The organism is Streptococcus sp. 27098_8_23 (assembly GCF_041432195.1).
Taxonomy (GTDB): Bacteria; Bacillota; Bacilli; order Lactobacillales; family Streptococcaceae; genus Streptococcus.
Map to the genome: position 1 here is coordinate 1 of NZ_JAPVZF010000008.1, position 16,969 is coordinate 16,969.

General features: G+C 41.2%; 12 protein-coding genes and 1 CRISPR repeat array (1 of these 13 cut by a window edge). Of the genes, 6 read left to right on the top strand and 6 right to left on the bottom strand.

What is annotated here, in order from left to right; genetic code table 11:
- Positions 1–55: 55 nt before the first annotated feature.
- From O3652_RS08740 to O3652_RS08765, 6 genes are all read right to left on the bottom strand, one after another.
- On the bottom strand, positions 56–490 hold the full coding sequence (locus tag O3652_RS08740; RefSeq protein WP_070567194.1) for a cytidine deaminase: 435 nt from the start codon (positions 488–490) through the stop codon (positions 56–58).
- A gap of 11 nt (positions 491–501) precedes the next feature.
- The gene (gene gltX, locus O3652_RS08745) at positions 502–1,962 is read right to left on the bottom strand and encodes a glutamate--tRNA ligase (RefSeq protein WP_371590312.1); all 1,461 of its coding nucleotides are present in this window, start codon (positions 1,960–1,962) and stop codon (positions 502–504) included.
- 127 nt (positions 1,963–2,089) lie between these two features.
- Positions 2,090–3,439, bottom strand: a complete 1,350-nt coding sequence (locus O3652_RS08750) for a glucose-6-phosphate isomerase (protein ID WP_125413541.1) — start codon at positions 3,437–3,439, stop codon at positions 2,090–2,092.
- 168 nt (positions 3,440–3,607) lie between these two features.
- Positions 3,608–4,297, bottom strand: coding sequence for a gamma-glutamyl-gamma-aminobutyrate hydrolase family protein (locus tag O3652_RS08755; RefSeq protein WP_125413540.1), 690 nt, complete (start codon positions 4,295–4,297; stop codon positions 3,608–3,610).
- 136 nt (positions 4,298–4,433) lie between these two features.
- Positions 4,434–6,200, bottom strand: a complete 1,767-nt coding sequence (locus tag O3652_RS08760) for an ABC transporter ATP-binding protein (protein WP_371590313.1) — start codon at positions 6,198–6,200, stop codon at positions 4,434–4,436.
- Between the two features lies 1 nt (position 6,201).
- On the bottom strand, positions 6,202–7,908 hold the full coding sequence (locus O3652_RS08765) for an ABC transporter ATP-binding protein (RefSeq protein ID WP_371590314.1): 1,707 nt from the start codon (positions 7,906–7,908) through the stop codon (positions 6,202–6,204).
- 206 nt (positions 7,909–8,114) lie between these two features.
- Between O3652_RS08765 and O3652_RS08770 the strand changes: the two genes are divergently transcribed.
- From O3652_RS08770 to csn2, 6 genes are all read left to right on the top strand, one after another.
- A complete protein-coding gene (locus O3652_RS08770) occupies positions 8,115–9,131 on the top strand; it encodes an NAD(P)H-dependent glycerol-3-phosphate dehydrogenase (protein WP_371590316.1) in 1,017 nt (338 codons plus the stop codon).
- A 21-nt stretch (positions 9,132–9,152) separates the two neighbouring features.
- Positions 9,153–10,052: a UTP--glucose-1-phosphate uridylyltransferase GalU gene (gene galU / locus O3652_RS08775; RefSeq protein ID WP_000811023.1), complete on the top strand. Its 900-nt coding sequence runs from the start codon at positions 9,153–9,155 to the stop codon at positions 10,050–10,052.
- Between the two features lie 681 nt (positions 10,053–10,733).
- Positions 10,734–14,852, top strand: a complete 4,119-nt coding sequence (gene cas9 / locus O3652_RS08780; protein ID WP_125413536.1) for a type II CRISPR RNA-guided endonuclease Cas9 — start codon at positions 10,734–10,736, stop codon at positions 14,850–14,852.
- Positions 14,852–15,718 (top strand): type II CRISPR-associated endonuclease Cas1, encoded by an 867-nt coding sequence (cas1, locus tag O3652_RS08785; RefSeq protein WP_049486968.1) that lies wholly within the window; start codon positions 14,852–14,854, stop codon positions 15,716–15,718. Before cas9 ends, cas1 begins: the two co-directional genes overlap by 1 nt.
- Entirely contained in the window at positions 15,715–16,059 is a 345-nt protein-coding gene (cas2, locus tag O3652_RS08790; RefSeq protein WP_111675748.1) for a CRISPR-associated endonuclease Cas2, read from the top strand. Before cas1 ends, cas2 begins: the two co-directional genes overlap by 4 nt.
- Positions 16,049–16,711 (top strand): type II-A CRISPR-associated protein Csn2, encoded by a 663-nt coding sequence (gene csn2, locus O3652_RS08795; protein ID WP_125413535.1) that lies wholly within the window; start codon positions 16,049–16,051, stop codon positions 16,709–16,711. Before cas2 ends, csn2 begins: the two co-directional genes overlap by 11 nt.
- 90 nt (positions 16,712–16,801) lie before the next feature.
- Positions 16,802–16,969: direct repeats of the CRISPR family, unit length 36 nt; unit sequence GTTTTAGAGCTGTGTTGTTTCGAATGGTTCCAAAAC; it runs 1,715 nt beyond the window's last position.

The following is a 16,969-nucleotide window of genomic DNA, read 5'->3' on the forward strand; positions in this document are numbered from 1 at the left end:
CTCTTTATCGAAATTCTGAAAAGATAAGGGAAAGAGCCAGTTAAACTGACTCCTTCTATTTAACTTGCCAATTAGTCGCACGTTCCTCTCCCCACCAGTAAGGGATCAATTCGGCAACCTTAATTGTTTTTCTTGTTTCGTAGTTCATCATGAACTCTGCTTCTTTATTTTCAGCATTCAATTCTAAGAGAAATTCTCTGCAAGCGCCACAGGGCATACCTGATTCTTCGCCGTAGGGAGGTTTATCTCGAAAGGCGAGGATTTTCTTAACTTTGGTCTGTCCTGAAAATTGATACATATTGAAGAGAGCCGCTCGTTCTGCACAGAGATGAAAAACGCCACAAGTGCCCTCCATACAAAATCCTGTGAAGATCTGACCATCTTCTGCTTCTACTGCAGCAACAACATGGTTAGCATAAACAAAGTCAGAAACCTCATGGGGATTGTATAAAGTTCGTGCTTCTTTATACATCTTTTCCCATGTATCCATCGGAAGTCCTTTTATTTAGAAATCTCTTTCAGCATGTTTTCAATATGCTGGATTGACTTTTCACGTCCGAGTAAGAAAATGGTGTCTGGTAATTCTGGTCCATGCATTTCACCTGAAACGGCAATACGAATCGGCATGAAGAGGTTTTTCCCTTTGATACCTGTTTCTTTTTGAACTGCTTTGATTTGTGGGAAGATGTTTTCTGTCACAAATTCCTCATCTGTCATGGCTTCTAGTTTCGCTTTGAAGGCTTCTAGAACAACAGGAACGGTTTCTCCTGCCATGACCTCGCGCTCAGCATCTGTCAGCTCTGGGAAGTCTGAGAAGAAAAGGTCTGTCAATGGAACGATTTCATCCACTGACTTCATTTGTGGTTTGTAGAGTTCCACCAATTTTTCGGCCTTGTCAGTCAAGCGTCCTGCTTCTTCTAGGAATGGTTTTGCCATTTCAAAGATGGTTGCTAAGTCAGCTCTCTTGATGTAATCATTGCTCATCCAGTCTAGTTTCTTCTGATCAAAGGCAGCTGGTGACTTGCTGAGACGATTTTCATCAAAGAGTTTAATCAATTCCTCACGAGAGAAAATTTCATCTTCGCCACCTGGATTCCAACCAAGAAGAGCGATAAAGTTAAAGACAGCTTCTGGAAGATAGCCTTTCTTACGGTAATCTTCGATAAATTGAAGGGTATTTGTATCGCGTTTAGACAATTTTTTACCCGTTTCAGAGTTGATGATCAAAGTCATGTGACCGAACTCTGGAGCTTCCCAACCAAGAGCCTCATAAACCATAAGCTGTTTGGGTGTGTTGGCAATGTGGTCATCTCCGCGAATAACATGGGAAATTTGCATGTCGTGGTCATCGATGACAACGGCAAAGTTGTAAGTTGGGTAACCATCTTTCTTTTGGATAACCCAGTCGCCACCGATGTTGCCACCTTCAAACTCGATATCACCTTTGACCATATCATGCCATTTGTAGATACCAGACTCATTGACAGCCAAACGAACAGTTGGGATGATACCAGCTGCTTCACGTTCTGCGATGTAAGCTACTTTTTCTTCTTCGCTCATGCCAAGGTATTCGTTGATGTAGCGAGGTGTTTCCCCAGCTGCTTCTTGGCGTTCACGCTCAGCCGCCAACTCTTCTTCTGTAACGTAAGATTTGTAGGCTTTTCCTTCAGCTAGCAATTGGTCGATGTATTTTTGATAGAGTTCCAAACGCTCAGACTGGCGGTAGTTTTCATGAGTTTCTGGGCTTTCATCCCAATCCATGCCCAACCAGCGAAGATTTTCAAGCTGTGAGCGTTCTCCATCCTCAACATGGCGTTTACGGTCAGTATCTTCGATACGAATGATAAAAGTTCCACCATGATGGCGTGCGTAAAGGTAGTTAAACAATGCTGTACGGGCATTTCCGATGTGTAGTAGTCCTGTTGGACTTGGTGCGTAGCGTACGCGGATATCTTTTGACATAGTTTCTCCTATAAAGTCTCTAGGCGTCTGCCTTTTTGCTTTCTATATTATATCACAAGTCTCGCCTGAGTCCAATGTCTACGAATAAAGAGAGTAAAAAGAGTGGGCAAGCCACTCTTTTCTTCTATTATAGACGTGCGTTAAGCTCTTTGCTCAATTCTTCATATCCTGGTTTTCCAAGAAGGGCAAACATGTTGCGTTTGTAGGCTTCAACACCTGGTTGGTCAAATGGGTTGATGGCATTCAAGTAACCTGAAAGGGCAATTGCCAATTCGAAGAAGTAGATAGTGTAACCAAGAGTGAAAGCGTCTTGCTCAGGAAGAGTTACGTACATGTTTGGCACATCACCGTCAGTGTGGGCAAGAAGAACACCGTCAGTCGCTTTTTTGTTTACAAAGTCAACGTCTTTTCCTTGAAGGTAACCAAGTCCGTCAAGGTCTTCTTCCAAAGTAGGGATAATCACGTTCTTACGTGGTTTGTCAACACGGACAACTGTTTCAAACATGATACGAGTTCCTTCTTGGATAAATTGACCCAATGAGTGCAAGTCAGTTGAGAAGTTTGCTGAAGTTGGGTAAATACCTTTTTGGTCTTTCCCTTCTGACTCACCAGCCAATTGTTTCCACCATTCTGAGAAGTATTGAAGTGATGGCTCGTAGTTTACCAAGATTTCAGTAGCGTAGCCTTTACGGTAAAGGATGTTACGAACTGCTGCGTATTGGTAAGCTTCGTTTTCAGCAATCTTGTCTGAAGTGTAGTCTTTACGAGCTGCGTTCGCACCTTCCATGAGGGCTTTGATATCAGCTCCTGATGCAGCGATTGGAAGCAAACCAACTGCTGTCAATACTGAGAAGCGTCCACCGATGTCATCTGGAACTACAAATGTTTCCCAACCATTTGCATCTGCTTCAACCTTAACAGCACCTTTTTGGCGGTCAGTTGTAGCATAGATACGTTTGTTAGCTTCTTCTTGTCCGTATTTCTTAACCAAGAGTTCTTTGAATACACGGAAAGCGATCGCTGGTTCTGTTGTTGTACCTGATTTAGAAATCACGTTTACTGAGAAGTCTTTGTCAGCCACGTACTCTACCAAGTCAGCAAGGTAAGTAGATGAGATTGAGTTTCCAGCGTAAAGGATTTGTGGAGCTTTGCGTTCTTCTTTTGTTTGCAAGTTTGCAAAGTGGTGGTTCAAGAAGTCAATGGCTGCTTTGGCACCAAGGTAAGATCCACCGATACCAATCACAACCAAGACATCGCTATCTGACTTGATTTGCTCAGCAGCTTTCAAGATGCGGTCGAATTCTTCACGGTCGTAGTTTTCAGGAAGGTCCAACCAACCCAAAAAGTCGCTACCAGCACCAGTTCCTTTACGAATCAATTCGTCTGCAGCTGTTACTTGTGCTTGCATGTATTCCACTTCATGTGGGGCAACAAATTTGTCTAAAACTTTTGAATAATCAAATTTAATATGTGACATGATAATCCTCCAAAATTTCTTCTTTTCTATCATAACGCTTACCTTCGATTTTTTCAAGCTTTTTTATTGAATTTGCCCAATTTTTATCAGAATTCAAACGTTTGCGTAAATTTGCTAAAATATAAAAAATCTGTAAGGGCGAATAAAAACGGCTAGAGATTCTAACCGTTACAATTCATTTAATAAATACTCAAATAATTCTAAATTGCCATCTTCTTCATTGACCAGAAACTCTGGGTGCCACTGCAAGCCGATGATACGATGCTCGTCGACAGACTCAATCGCTTCAACAGTCTGGTCTCTTGGATCAATAGCAGTTACACGGAAATTAGGCGCCAGGTCTTTGATACTTTGACGATGGACTGAGTTGACCTGACTTTCTTTGCCAAACAACTTAGCCACCACGCTTCCTTCTACTGTCTCAATAGTATGAGATGTCCCAAAAGGCAAGCCTTGCCAGTGACCTTCAATTTCTTGGTGGAGAGTACCACCAAAAGCAACATTGACAAGCTGAACCCCGCGACAGATTGCCATAATTGGTTTATTCTGACGGAGCGCTTCTTTCAAGAGAGCTAGTTCAAACTCATCGCGTACAAGGTTGTAATCATCGCTCTCAATGGTCTTTTTCTCTCCATAAAACTGAGGATGGACATTTTGCCCACCTGTCAAGATGAGTTTGTCAATCATTTCCACATAATCGCGCACAATGGACTCATCCCCTACAGGAATTACTAAAGGGAGACCACCGACTTGACGAATGCTCTCTGCAAATTTACAGGATACAGATGAGTGAATGTTTTTCCCTTCTGCATCTACAGGACATAGATTTGCAGCAACTCCTACAACCGTTCTAGCCATGATGTGTCTCCTTTCGATTTTCTTGCGACAGTCTTATCTTATCACTCCACCCCTTTCCTGTCTAATATGTTTTTTTAAAGACCGTGATAAGTATTTTTTATGGACAAGAAAAAGCTGCCCAACGAGGACAACTTTTCTATTCGAAGACAAATTGATTGTGATACAGTTCTGAGTAGAAACCGCCGAGCTTGAGCAACTCGTGATGATTTCCACGTTCAATGACCTCTCCATCTTTGAGGACAATAATCTGATCGGCATTGAGGATGGTCTTGAGACGATGGGCAATGACAAAACTGGTTCGACCTGCTACTACTGCTTCCATAGCATGTTGAATCTTGCTTTCTGTTACGGTATCCACATTGGAAGTCGCTTCATCCAAGATTAGGACTTGGGGATCTGTCATCAAGGTTCGAGCGATGGAAATCAATTGTTTCTGACCAGTCGAGAAGATGTTTTGCTCATCATCAATAAGGGTATCATACTTGTCAGGCAAGCTTTCAATGTAGTCATGAATATGAGTTGCCTTGGCAGCTGCTTCGACCATTTCCTGACTGGCATCTGGCACACCAAAGCGGATATTGTCTCGGATTGTTCCGCTAAACAAGACCGAATCCTGCAAGACAATCCCGACCTTGCTCCGCAGGCTGTCCAAATCGTAGTCACGGATGTCTTTTCCATCAAAGCAAATGCTGCCTGCATCCACATCGTAGAAACGATTGATGAGGTTCATGATGGTCGTTTTCCCTGAGCCAGTCGGACCGACAACTGCTATCATTTGCCCCTTAGGAGCTGAAATGCTAACATCTTTTAAAATCGGCTTGTCTGGCACATAAGAGAAATCAATGTGACTGATTTCAACACCTTCTCGCAATTCCGTAAAGGCAGGCGCATTTTGCGGACGAATCTCTTCTTCTGCATCGAACATTTCTTGGATACGATCCGCTCCAGTAAAGGCCAACTGGAGGCTCCCCCAACTCGCAGCCACCTGGATAATCGGCTGGTAGTACTGCTGAGAAAATTGGGTAAACATAACGATCAAACCTAGGGCTGTCGTTGTTTCGATACTTGGATCGTTCAGCAAGACCGCAGAACCTGCAAAAATGACGATGGCCGTATTGACCAAGCTCATCCCATTCATAACAGGAAAGAGGATGCCTGAGAACATTCTCCCTTTAAAGGTTGCCTTGCGCACGCGCTCATTTTGCTCCACAAAGCCTGCTACGATATCATCTTGAATTCCTTGTACGATAACAGCTTTCTGTCCAGAAATACTCTCATCCATGTAAGCGTTGAGTTTCCCAACCTCTTTTTGCTGGAGATTAGTGTACTTGCGGGCCATCTTCACGATGAAGACCAACATGAGAAAGGCCACTGGGGTGCTGGCTACTGTTATCAGGGCTAGCGTCACATTTCTTGAAAACATGACAAAGATCAAACCGATGTAAAGAGCAATATTGCTCATGACCTGAACTAGGCTTTCATTGAAGGCTTGAAGGATGTTGTCCAAGTCACTCGTAAAGCGAGAGAGGATATCGCCATCCTGATGGCGGTCAAAGAAAGAAACGGTCAAACGGGAAAGTTTGCCAAAAAGGCCCTTACGCATCTCATTTGTCGACTCAGCAATCACACGGGTCATCAAGGTCATGTAAATCAAACTGGATACCACTAAGGCGAGAACAACCAGAGCTAGATTCAGCATCAGAGCTGATAAACTCTGCCAGGCTAGGTCGGAAGTTCCATTTTGATAAGCCAGAACTAGGTTAGCAAGCTCCGTTACTGCTTGACCTGAAAAAACTGGAAAGAGGGCTTGGGCAATTGTCGCAATCGCAACCATCAGAATCACAATGACAAAGGAGAGCTTGTAGACTTTAAAATAATTCCAGAAAAATCGAACTGTTTTCATTTTATTCCTCCTTTCCCTTTTGTGTTTCGTAGATTTCACGGTAGACGGCATTGCTAGCTACCAAGTCCGCATGCCTTCCTTCTCCAATCAATCGCCCTTGATCCAAGACCAAAATCTTGTCTGCATGGACGACTGAGCTAATCTTTTGAGCGATGATAATGGTTGTCGTCCCTTTCAGATCTTTATTCAAAGCTTCCTGCACGAGTCTTTCTGACTTGGCATCTAGGGCCGAAGTCGAATCGTCAAAAATCAAGATACGGGGATTGCTGACGATTCCACGGGCAATGGACATCCGTTGTTTTTGTCCACCAGAAAAGTTGGTGCCACGTTCTTCGACCTGACTCTCAAATTTGTTTTCCATACGCCCGATAAATTCGCTGGCTTGGGCAATCCGTGCTGCACGTTCCATTTCTGACACGCTGGCATTGCCTTTTCCTTGACGAAGATTATCTGCAATGGTCCCGCTAAAGAGAATAGCACGTTGCAAGACGATGGAAACTGTTTTACGCAAGGTTCCCTCGCTGACGTGTCGAATATCCTTGCCACCAATCTTGATAGATCCCTCCTGTGGATCAAAAAGTCGTGGAATTAACTGAGCTAGGGTGGACTTCCCTGCTCCAGTAGCCCCAACCACACCGACCATCTGACCAGGTGCAATATCAAAGGTTACATTCTTCAGCATAGGCTCATCATCATTAGGATAGGTGAAGGTCACATTTTCAAAAGAGAGACTTCCTTCTAACTCTTCATCCGGGAGATCTTTAAAGGTCATTGCTGGCTCGGTATCTAGAATTTCGCGGATACGACGCAAGGAAATCATGGCGCGGCTGACAGAATTTCCTAAAAATCCAACCATGATGATGGTAAAGATAATCTGGCTGAGATAGTTAATAAAGGAAGCAATAGAGCCCACAACAGATGGATCTGACTGCGCCATGCCTGCCACCAACCAGATTGAGAGAAAGACTGCCCCATAGCCGACTAGCATCATAACAGGTTCTATAACTGAGAAGGCATAACCGATATAAAGATTTTGTCCGAGAAGTTCATCTGAAACCTCGGTAAATTTGTCAAATTGTGCTTTTTCTTGTACAAAGGATTTGACCACGCGCACACCACGTAGATTTTCCTTAGCGATAGCATTGATCCGTTCAAGAAGGGTTTGAAACTTAGCAAATCGTGGCCCCATCATCCCCATCATGATGGCTGTTAGTGCAAAGATTAGGAGCACCATGAGAACAATCACCCACCAAAGCGACGGAAGAGTGTGAACCGCCAAGATAAAGGAACCGATAAAGAGAAGAGGGAGACGAAAGAGGATTTGAAAAGCCATCATCACCACATTCTGAATTTGGTTGATATCATTGGTCATACGGACGACAAGGTTGCCGGCATTAAACTGCTCGATATTGGCATAAGAAAAAGTCTGGATCTTGCGAAAAGCGTCTTCCCGAAGGTCCGAAGACACTCCTTGAGCAATGTAGGCTGCAAGCGTTACATTGACCCCACCTGCAACCAGACCGACTAGGGCTACTCCTATCAGCCAAGCGCCAATACTATAAATAGCCTCATTTTGTCCGGCCAACAAAGCCTCTAACACCTCTTGCAAATAGCGCGGTTGCAAGAGCGAACTCACAACCATCAAGCCTGTCATCATTAAGGATGCCAAGGCTTGCCATTTATAAGTTTTTATTTTTTTAATGAGCATATTTCCTCCTAATAAAATAGATAAAGGGAGCGACATCTTGCGTCAGCTCCTTCTCATTCGTTCATATTGATGCTATTCTAGCAAAAAAGAGGCATCTTGTCAAAGAAGTCTCCTTATTATAAATTAGTGCGCTTTCATCTACAGGTGATGCATGAAAAGGCTTTTTATGGTAAAATGAAAGGAAGAACTCTTACAAGGAGGAAAAGATGAAGAAACAAACCATCGCTGTATTGGGTCCTGGTTCTTGGGGAACTGCCCTTTCGCAGGTCCTAAACGACAATGGACACGAAGTTCGAATTTGGGGAAATATTTCTGACCAAATTGATGAAATCAATAACCAACATACAAACAAACGCTACTTCAAAGATATCCTACTCAACGAAAAGATCAAAGCCTATCATGACTTGGAAGAAACACTAAAGGATGTGGATGCTGTTTTATTTGTAGTCCCAACAAAAGTAACGAGACTGGTTGCCCAACAAGTAGCAAAGGTGCTTGATCACAAGGTTGTCATCATGCATGCCTCCAAAGGTTTGGAACCAGATAGCCACAAACGTCTATCAACTATTCTTGAAGAGGAAATCCCAGCTGACCTTCGTAGTGAAGTCGTCGTTGTTTCAGGACCTAGTCACGCTGAGGAAACGATTGTACGCGATATTACCTTGATTACCGCAGCCTCCAAAGACCTTGAAACTGCCCAGTATGTCCAAAATCTCTTTAGCAATCACTACTTCCGTCTCTATACTAATACGGATGTTATCGGAGTTGAAACCGCTGGTGCTCTCAAAAACATCATCGCAGTTGGCGCTGGGGCACTACATGGACTGGGGTTTGGCGACAATGCCAAGGCAGCCATCATCGCTCGAGGATTAGCAGAAATCACCCGTCTAGGTGTCGCTCTTGGAGCTAATCCTCTAACTTATAGCGGTCTTTCTGGAGTTGGAGATTTGATCGTAACGGGGACATCTGTCCACTCTCGTAACTGGAGGGCTGGTGACGCTCTTGGTCGTGGAGAATCCTTGGCAGACATCGAAGCCAACATGGGCATGGTCATTGAAGGCATTTCAACAACTCGAGCAGCTTACGAGCTGGCTCAGGAATTGGGTGTCTACATGCCAATCACACAGGCTATTTACCGAGTTATCTACGAAGGTGTCAATATCAAAGAAGCAATCACTGACATCATGAGCAATGAATTTAAAGCAGAAAACGAATGGTCATAGACCCTTATAGAAAGGAACATCATGAAACAAAAAGTCAGAAAAGCAGTCATCCCAGCCGCTGGATTGGGAACTCGCTTCCTCCCAGCAACTAAGGCCTTGGCCAAGGAAATGTTGCCAATCGTAGACAAGCCAACTATCCAGTTTATCGTTGAAGAAGCCCTCAAGTCTGGAATCGAAGATATCTTGGTTGTTACAGGTAAGTCAAAACGTTCCATCGAGGACCACTTCGATTCAAACTTCGAATTGGAATATAACCTCAAAGAAAAAGGGAAAACAGATCTTTTGAAGCTAGTTGATGAAACAACTGGCATGCGCCTACATTTTATCCGCCAAACACATCCACGTGGTCTCGGAGATGCTGTTTTGCAAGCCAAGGCTTTCGTTGGAAATGAACCTTTTGTCGTTATGCTTGGTGATGACTTGATGGATATCACAGACGAAAAGGCTGTTCCACTTACCAAACAACTCATGGATGACTACGAGCGTACCCACGCGTCTACTATCGCTGTCATGCCAGTCCCTCACGACGAAGTCTCTGCTTATGGGGTTATTGCTCCGCAAGGCGAAGGAAAAGACGGTCTTTACAGCGTTGAAACCTTCGTTGAAAAACCTGCACCAGAGGATGCTCCTAGCGACCTTGCTATCATCGGACGGTACCTCCTCACGCCTGAAATTTTCCAAATCCTTGAGAACCAGACTCCAGGTGCAGGAAATGAAATTCAGCTGACAGATGCAATCGATACCCTCAATAAAACACAACGTGTATTTGCTCGTGAGTTCAAAGGGGCTCGTTACGATGTCGGAGACAAGTTTGGCTTTATGAAAACCTCCATCGACTACGCTCTCAAACATCCACAAGTCAAAGACGACTTGAAAGACTACCTCATCCAACTCGGAAAAGAGCTGGCTGAGGGGGAATAGAAGAACCGTTCATATAAAAAAAGAACTAGGATAGTTAATTATCCCCAGTTCTTTTTATTTTGTATTGCTATCATCCCGAACATATATACTCTCAAAAGGAAATCGTATTTCTCGGTTAATCTACTAACAGGCTCCACCGAATTGATTTTAAATTTTATGAAAGCGCTACGATATTATTTGTTTTTTTATAAAAATAGGAGTACAATGAGTTAGTATAATAAAATAAAAAGCACCGAATCGGTGCGCACTTTTTCAAGTTGTGTACGGACAAAGCCTTATTTTAACTTTGCTGTGTTGTTTCGAATAATTCCAACAGCTTTATTGTACTATACTTGTCAAAAATTATCAAGTGAAATGTAAATCATTTTACAGATACGACAAAAAGTTAGTTTATCCTCATTTGAAACAATACAGCTCTAAAACTAAAATATAACCTATAATCAATTTTAGCACATTTTTACCGATATTTCATCATTATTCTATTGAAATTTTTAGTTAGAATGATGCAATTAAATAAAGTTATATTTTAAGGAGATTATTTCGAGAAAGTTCAAATTCACTAAAGATAATTTAGCTATTCTAACTGAGGGAGTAAAGTTTATAAATGGGTGCATTGACTTAGTCAAGGCTCTCATTTCTTAATTTTAAAATTATAACTTAATACAACGGAGGTTTTTATACATGGAAAACAAAAATTACTCTATCGGACTTGATATTGGTACTAACAGCGTCGGATGGAGCGTTATCACTGACGATTATAAAGTCCCATCGAAAAAGATGAAAGTTCTGGGTAATACCGATAAACGATTTATCAAGAAAAATCTCATCGGGGCTCTATTGTTTGATGAGGGAACTACTGCTGAGGCTAGACGCCTTAAACGAACTGCACGTCGTCGCTATACTCGCCGGAAAAATCGTCTTCGCTATCTTCAAGAAATCTTTGCTGAGGAAATGAGCAAGGTAGATAGTAGTTTCTTTCATCGATTGGATGACTCCTTTTTAATTCCTGAGGATAAAAGAGGGAGTAAATACCCTATTTTTGCTACCTTGGCAGAAGAAAAAGAATACCATAAGCAATTTCCAACTATCTACCATTTGAGAAAGCAATTAGCAGATTCAAAAGAAAAAACTGACTTGCGCTTGATTTATCTAGCATTAGCTCATATGATTAAATATCGCGGGCATTTTTTATACGAAGATACATTTGATATTAAAAACAATGATATCCAAAAAATCTTTAGCGAATTTATAAGCATTTACGATAATACCTTTGAAGGAAGTTCACTTAGTGGGCAAAACGCACAAGCAGAAGCAATTTTTACTGATAAAATTAGTAAATCTGCAAAGAGAGAGCGCGTTCTAAAACTCTTTCCTGACGAAAAGTCCACTGGTTTGTTTTCAGAATTTCTCAAGTTGATTTTAGGAAATCAAGCTGATTTTAAAAAACATTTTGACTTAGGAGAAAAAGCTCCGCTACAATTTTCTAAAGATACCTATGATGAGGATTTGGAAAACTTGCTCGGACAAATTGGAGATGACTTTGCTGATCTTTTCTTAGTTGCCAAAAAACTCTATGACGCCATTCTTCTATCTGGAATTTTGACTGTCACAGATCCTTCAACCAAGGCTCCACTATCGGCGTCTATGATTGAGCGCTATAAAAATCACCAAAATGATTTGGCAGCTTTAAAACAATTCATCAAAAACAATCTTCCAGCAGAAAAATATGTTGAAGTTTTTTCTGACCAATCTAAAGATGGGTATGCTGGGTATATCGATGGCAAGACCACACAAGAAGCATTTTACAAATATATCAAAAATCTTCTCTCTAAATTCGACGGAGCAGACTATTTCCTTGAGAAAATTGATCGTGAAGATTTCTTGAGAAAACAACGCACCTTTGATAATGGTTCTATTCCTCATCAAATTCATCTTCAAGAAATGAATGCCGTTCTCCGTCGGCAAGGAGAACATTATCCATTCCTGAAGGAAAATAAAGAAAAGATAGAAAAAATCTTGACTTTCCGTATTCCTTACTACGTTGGTCCATTGGCTCGTGGCAATCGTGATTTTGCGTGGCTTACTCGAAATTCTGGCCAAGCAATAAGACCTTGGAATTTTGAAGAAATTGTTGATAAAGCAAGCTCTGCGGAAGACTTCATCAATAAGATGACTAACTATGACTTGTATCTGCCAGAAGAAAAAGTTTTGCCTAAACACAGTCTCTTGTATGAAACATTTGCTGTCTATAATGAATTAACAAAAGTAAAATTTATTGCAGAAGGATTGAGAGACTATCAATTCCTTGATAGTGGTCAGAAGAAGCAAATTGTCAATCAATTATTCAAAGAGAAAAGAAAAGTAACTGAAAAAGATATCATTCATTATCTACACACTGTTGATGGCTACGATGGAATCGAACTAAAAGGAATTGAAAAACAATTTAACGCTAGTCTTTCTACTTACCATGATTTGCTCAAGATTATCAAGGATAAGGAGTTTATGGATGACCCTAAAAATGAAGAGATTCTTGAAAATATCGTCCACACGCTAACTATCTTTGAAGATCGTGAGATGATTAAGCAACGCCTTGCTCAATATGACTCTCTCTTTGATGAAAAAGTCATCAAGCCACTAACTCGTCTACATTATACTAGTTGGGGAAAACTCTCTGCCAAGCTGATTAACGGTATCTGTGATAAACAAACTGGCAAAACGATTCTTGATTATCTGATTGATGACGGTAAAATCAATCGCAACTTTATGCAGTTAATCAACGATGACGGACTATCCTTCAAAGAAATTATCCAAAAAGCACAAGTAATTGGCAAGACAGATGATGTGAAGCAAGTCGTCCAAGAACTCGCAGGAAGTCCTGCCATCAAAAAGGGAATTTTACAAAGTATCAAGATTGTTGATGAACTTGTCAAGGTTATGGGCCATGCTCCTGAGTCCATTGTGATTGAGATGGCACGAGAAAATCAGACAACTGGCAGAGGGAAAAAGAATTCTCAACAAAGATATAAGCGCATTGAAGATTCACTGAAAATATTAGCATCCGGGCTTGATTCAAATATATTAAAAGAAAATCCAACAGATAATAATCAACTTCAAAACGACCGCCTCTTCCTTTACTATCTCCAAAATGGGAAGGATATGTACACTGGAGAAGCTCTTGACATCAACCAACTGAGCAGCTACGACATTGACCACATCATCCCTCAGGCCTTTATAAAGGACGATTCGCTCGATAACCGTGTCTTGACGAGTTCAAAAGAGAATCGTGGCAAATCAGATAATGTTCCAAGTTTAGAAGTCGTTCAAAAAAGAAAAGCTTTTTGGCAACAATTGTTGGATTCCAAATTGATTTCAGAGCGCAAATTTAATAATTTAACCAAGGCTGAACGTGGCGGGCTAGATGAGCGAGATAAAGTTGGCTTTATCAAACGCCAACTAGTTGAAACACGACAGATCACAAAACATGTTGCTCAGATCTTGGATGCTCGCTATAATACAGAAGTGAATGAGAAGGATAAGAAGAACCGTACCGTCAAAATCATCACTTTGAAATCCAATCTAGTTTCCAACTTCCGTAAAGAATTTAGGTTATACAAGGTACGGGAAATCAATGACTACCACCATGCACATGATGCCTACTTAAATGCAGTAGTGGCTAAGGCTATCCTTAAAAAATATCCTAAACTCGAGCCTGAATTTGTCTATGGTGAGTATCAAAAGTACGACCTTAAGAGATACATCTCAAGATCTAGAAATCCTAAAGAAGTCGAAAAAGCAACTGAAAAGTATTTCTTCTACTCAAACTTGTTGAACTTCTTTAAAGAAGAGGTGCATTACGCAGACGGAACTATCGTAAAAAGAGAGAATATCGAATACTCCAAGGATACTGGAGAAATCGCTTGGAATAAGGAAAAAGATTTCGCAACCATCAAAAAAGTACTTTCCTATCCACAGGTGAATATTGTGAAGAAGCGAGAGGTGCAAACAGGTGGTTTCTCTAAAGAGTCCATTCTTCCTAAAGGAAATTCTGACAAGCTAATCCCTCGAAAAACAAAGGATATTCTTTGGGACACTACTAAATATGGGGGATTTGATAGCCCTGTTATCGCCTATTCGATCTTACTCATTGCCGATATCGAAAAAGGAAAAGCGAAAAAACTGAAGACTGTCAAAACTCTAGTTGGTATCACGATTATGGAAAAAGCCGCTTTTGAGGAGAATCCAATAACTTTCCTTGAAAATAAAGGCTATCATAATGTCCGTAAAGAAAACATCCTCTGCCTACCTAAGTATAGTTTATTTGAACTGGAAAATGGTCGCAGACGACTACTTGCAAGTGCAAAAGAACTTCAAAAAGGCAATGAAATAGTACTTCCAGTATACTTAACAACCTTGCTCTACCATTCTAAAAATGTCCATAAACTAGACGAACCAGAACATTTAGAATATATCCAGAAACACCGAAATGAATTTAAGGATTTGTTAAATCTTGTATCTGAGTTCTCTCAAAAATATGTCCTCGCAGATGCAAATCTAGAGAAAATCCAGAACTTATATGCAGACAATGAGCAAGCAGATATAGAAATTCTAGCAAATTCGTTTATCAATTTGTTGACCTTTACTGCTTTGGGTGCTCCTGCTGCCTTTAAATTTTTTGGCAAAGATGTTGATCGAAAACGGTACACAACTGTATCTGAAATCCTCAACGCCACCCTCATCCACCAATCCATCACTGGTCTCTACGAGACTCGGATTGACTTAAGCAAACTGGGAGAAGACTAATGGGATGGAGAACCGTTGTTGTCAATACACACTCTAAGCTCTCCTACAAGAACAATCACTTGATCTTTAAAGATGCCTCTCGGACAGAGTTGATTCACCTGTCCGAGGTGGACATCCTTCTTTTGGAGACGACAGATATCGTTCTCTCCACTATGCTGATTAAACGTTTGGTGGATGAAAATATTCTAGTCATCTTTTGTGATGACAAACGCTTGCCAACGGCATACTTAATGCCCTACTACGGTCGGCATGATTCCAGTTTGCAACTCTCTCGGCAAATTGCTTGGAATGAAGATGTAAAGGCGGAAATCTGGACAACCATCATTGCACAAAAAATTCTCAATCAGGCTTTTTATCTGGGGAGTTGTGGTTTTTTAGAAAAGAGTCAGTCCGTCATCGATCTCTATCATGGATTGGATTTATTTGATCCTAGCAATCGTGAGGGTCATGCTGCTCGGATTTATTTTAACACTTTGTTTGGAAACGATTTTAGCCGTGAACAAGACAATGATGTCAATGCTGCCTTAGACTATGGTTACACCTTGATTTTGAGTATGTTTGCGCGTGAGATTGTCTTGTCTGGCTGCATGACTCAGTTTGGCTTGAAACATGCTAATCAGTTTAATCAATTCAACCTCGCTAGCGATATTATGGAACCTTTTCGTCCGATTATTGACAGAATCGTCTATGAAAATCGAAGCAGTTCTTTTGTCAAAATCAAGCGAGAACTTTTTACCATTTTCTCAGACACCTTCCACTACAATGGCAAAGATATGTACCTGTCCAATATCGTCAGTGACTATACTAAGAAAGTCATCCAAGCTCTCAATCAACCGGAGAAAGGAGTTCCTGAGTTTAGGATATGAGTTATCGATATATGCGTATGATATTAATGTTTGATATGCCCGTTGATACCGCAGAGGAACGCAAGGCCTATCGGAAATTTCGCAAGTTCCTCATAGATGAGGGATTTATCATGCACCAATTCTCCATCTATAGCAAGCTCTTGCTCAACAACTCTGCTAATAACGCCATGATTGAACGCCTTAAGACGCACAATCCTAAAAAAGGGAACATTACTCTCTTAACCGTTACAGAAAAGCAGTTTTCTCGCATGATTTACTTAAATGGTGAGCGAAATACTAGCGTAGCAAACTCCGACGCACGTTTGGTTTTTCTAGGAGAGGAGCCTGGAGATGAAGATTAATTTCCCATTATTGGATGAACCATTGGCTATTGAAAATGCAACCTTTTTAGTCCTGGAAGACCAGCTTACCTTTTCAACTATCGTCAAGCAGTTCTACCAGTACACTGATGATGGGGAGTTGAAATTATTTGATAGAAATCTAAAAGCTCTGAAAGAGTCCGAGTTACTAGTGATAACGGATGTCTTAGGATACAATCTCAACTCACCCGCCATGCTCAAGCTGATACATGCAGATCTTGAAAATCAGCTCAATGACAAGCCCGAAGTCAAATCCATGATTGAAAAGCTGGTTTCTACGATTACAGAATTACTGGCATTTGAGTGCTTGGAAAACGAATTAGACCTAGAGTACGACGAAATCACCATTCTGGAGTTGATCGATGCTCTAGGGGTCAAAGTTGAAACTCTGAGTGATACACCTTTCGAAAAGATGCTAGAAATTGTCCAGGTTTTTAAATATCTTTCCAAAAAGAAACTCCTTGTCTTCATCAATGCGACCGCCTATCTATCAAAGGATGAGTTAGTAAATCTGATAGAGTATATCCAACTCAATCAACTAAGGGTCTTATTTGTCGAACCTCGAAAAGTCTATGATTTTCCTCAATATGTGCTGGATCAAGACTATTTCTTGAACCCTGAAAATATGGTATAATAAGGATAACAATTGGAACCTGACGAGCTGAAGTCTGGCTGGGACGAATGGCGCGATTACGAAATTTCGTGAGAAAAATTTTTCTACGGGGTTTTAGAGCTGTGTTGTTTCGAATGGTTCCAAAACAACCTGCGCTTGTCAAATTCTGAACAGCCCGTTTTAGAGCTGTGTTGTTTCGAATGGTTCCAAAACTTACTGTAACGTTACATGTAACGTTACCAAGTTTTAGAGCTGTGTTGTTTCGAATGGTTCCAAAAC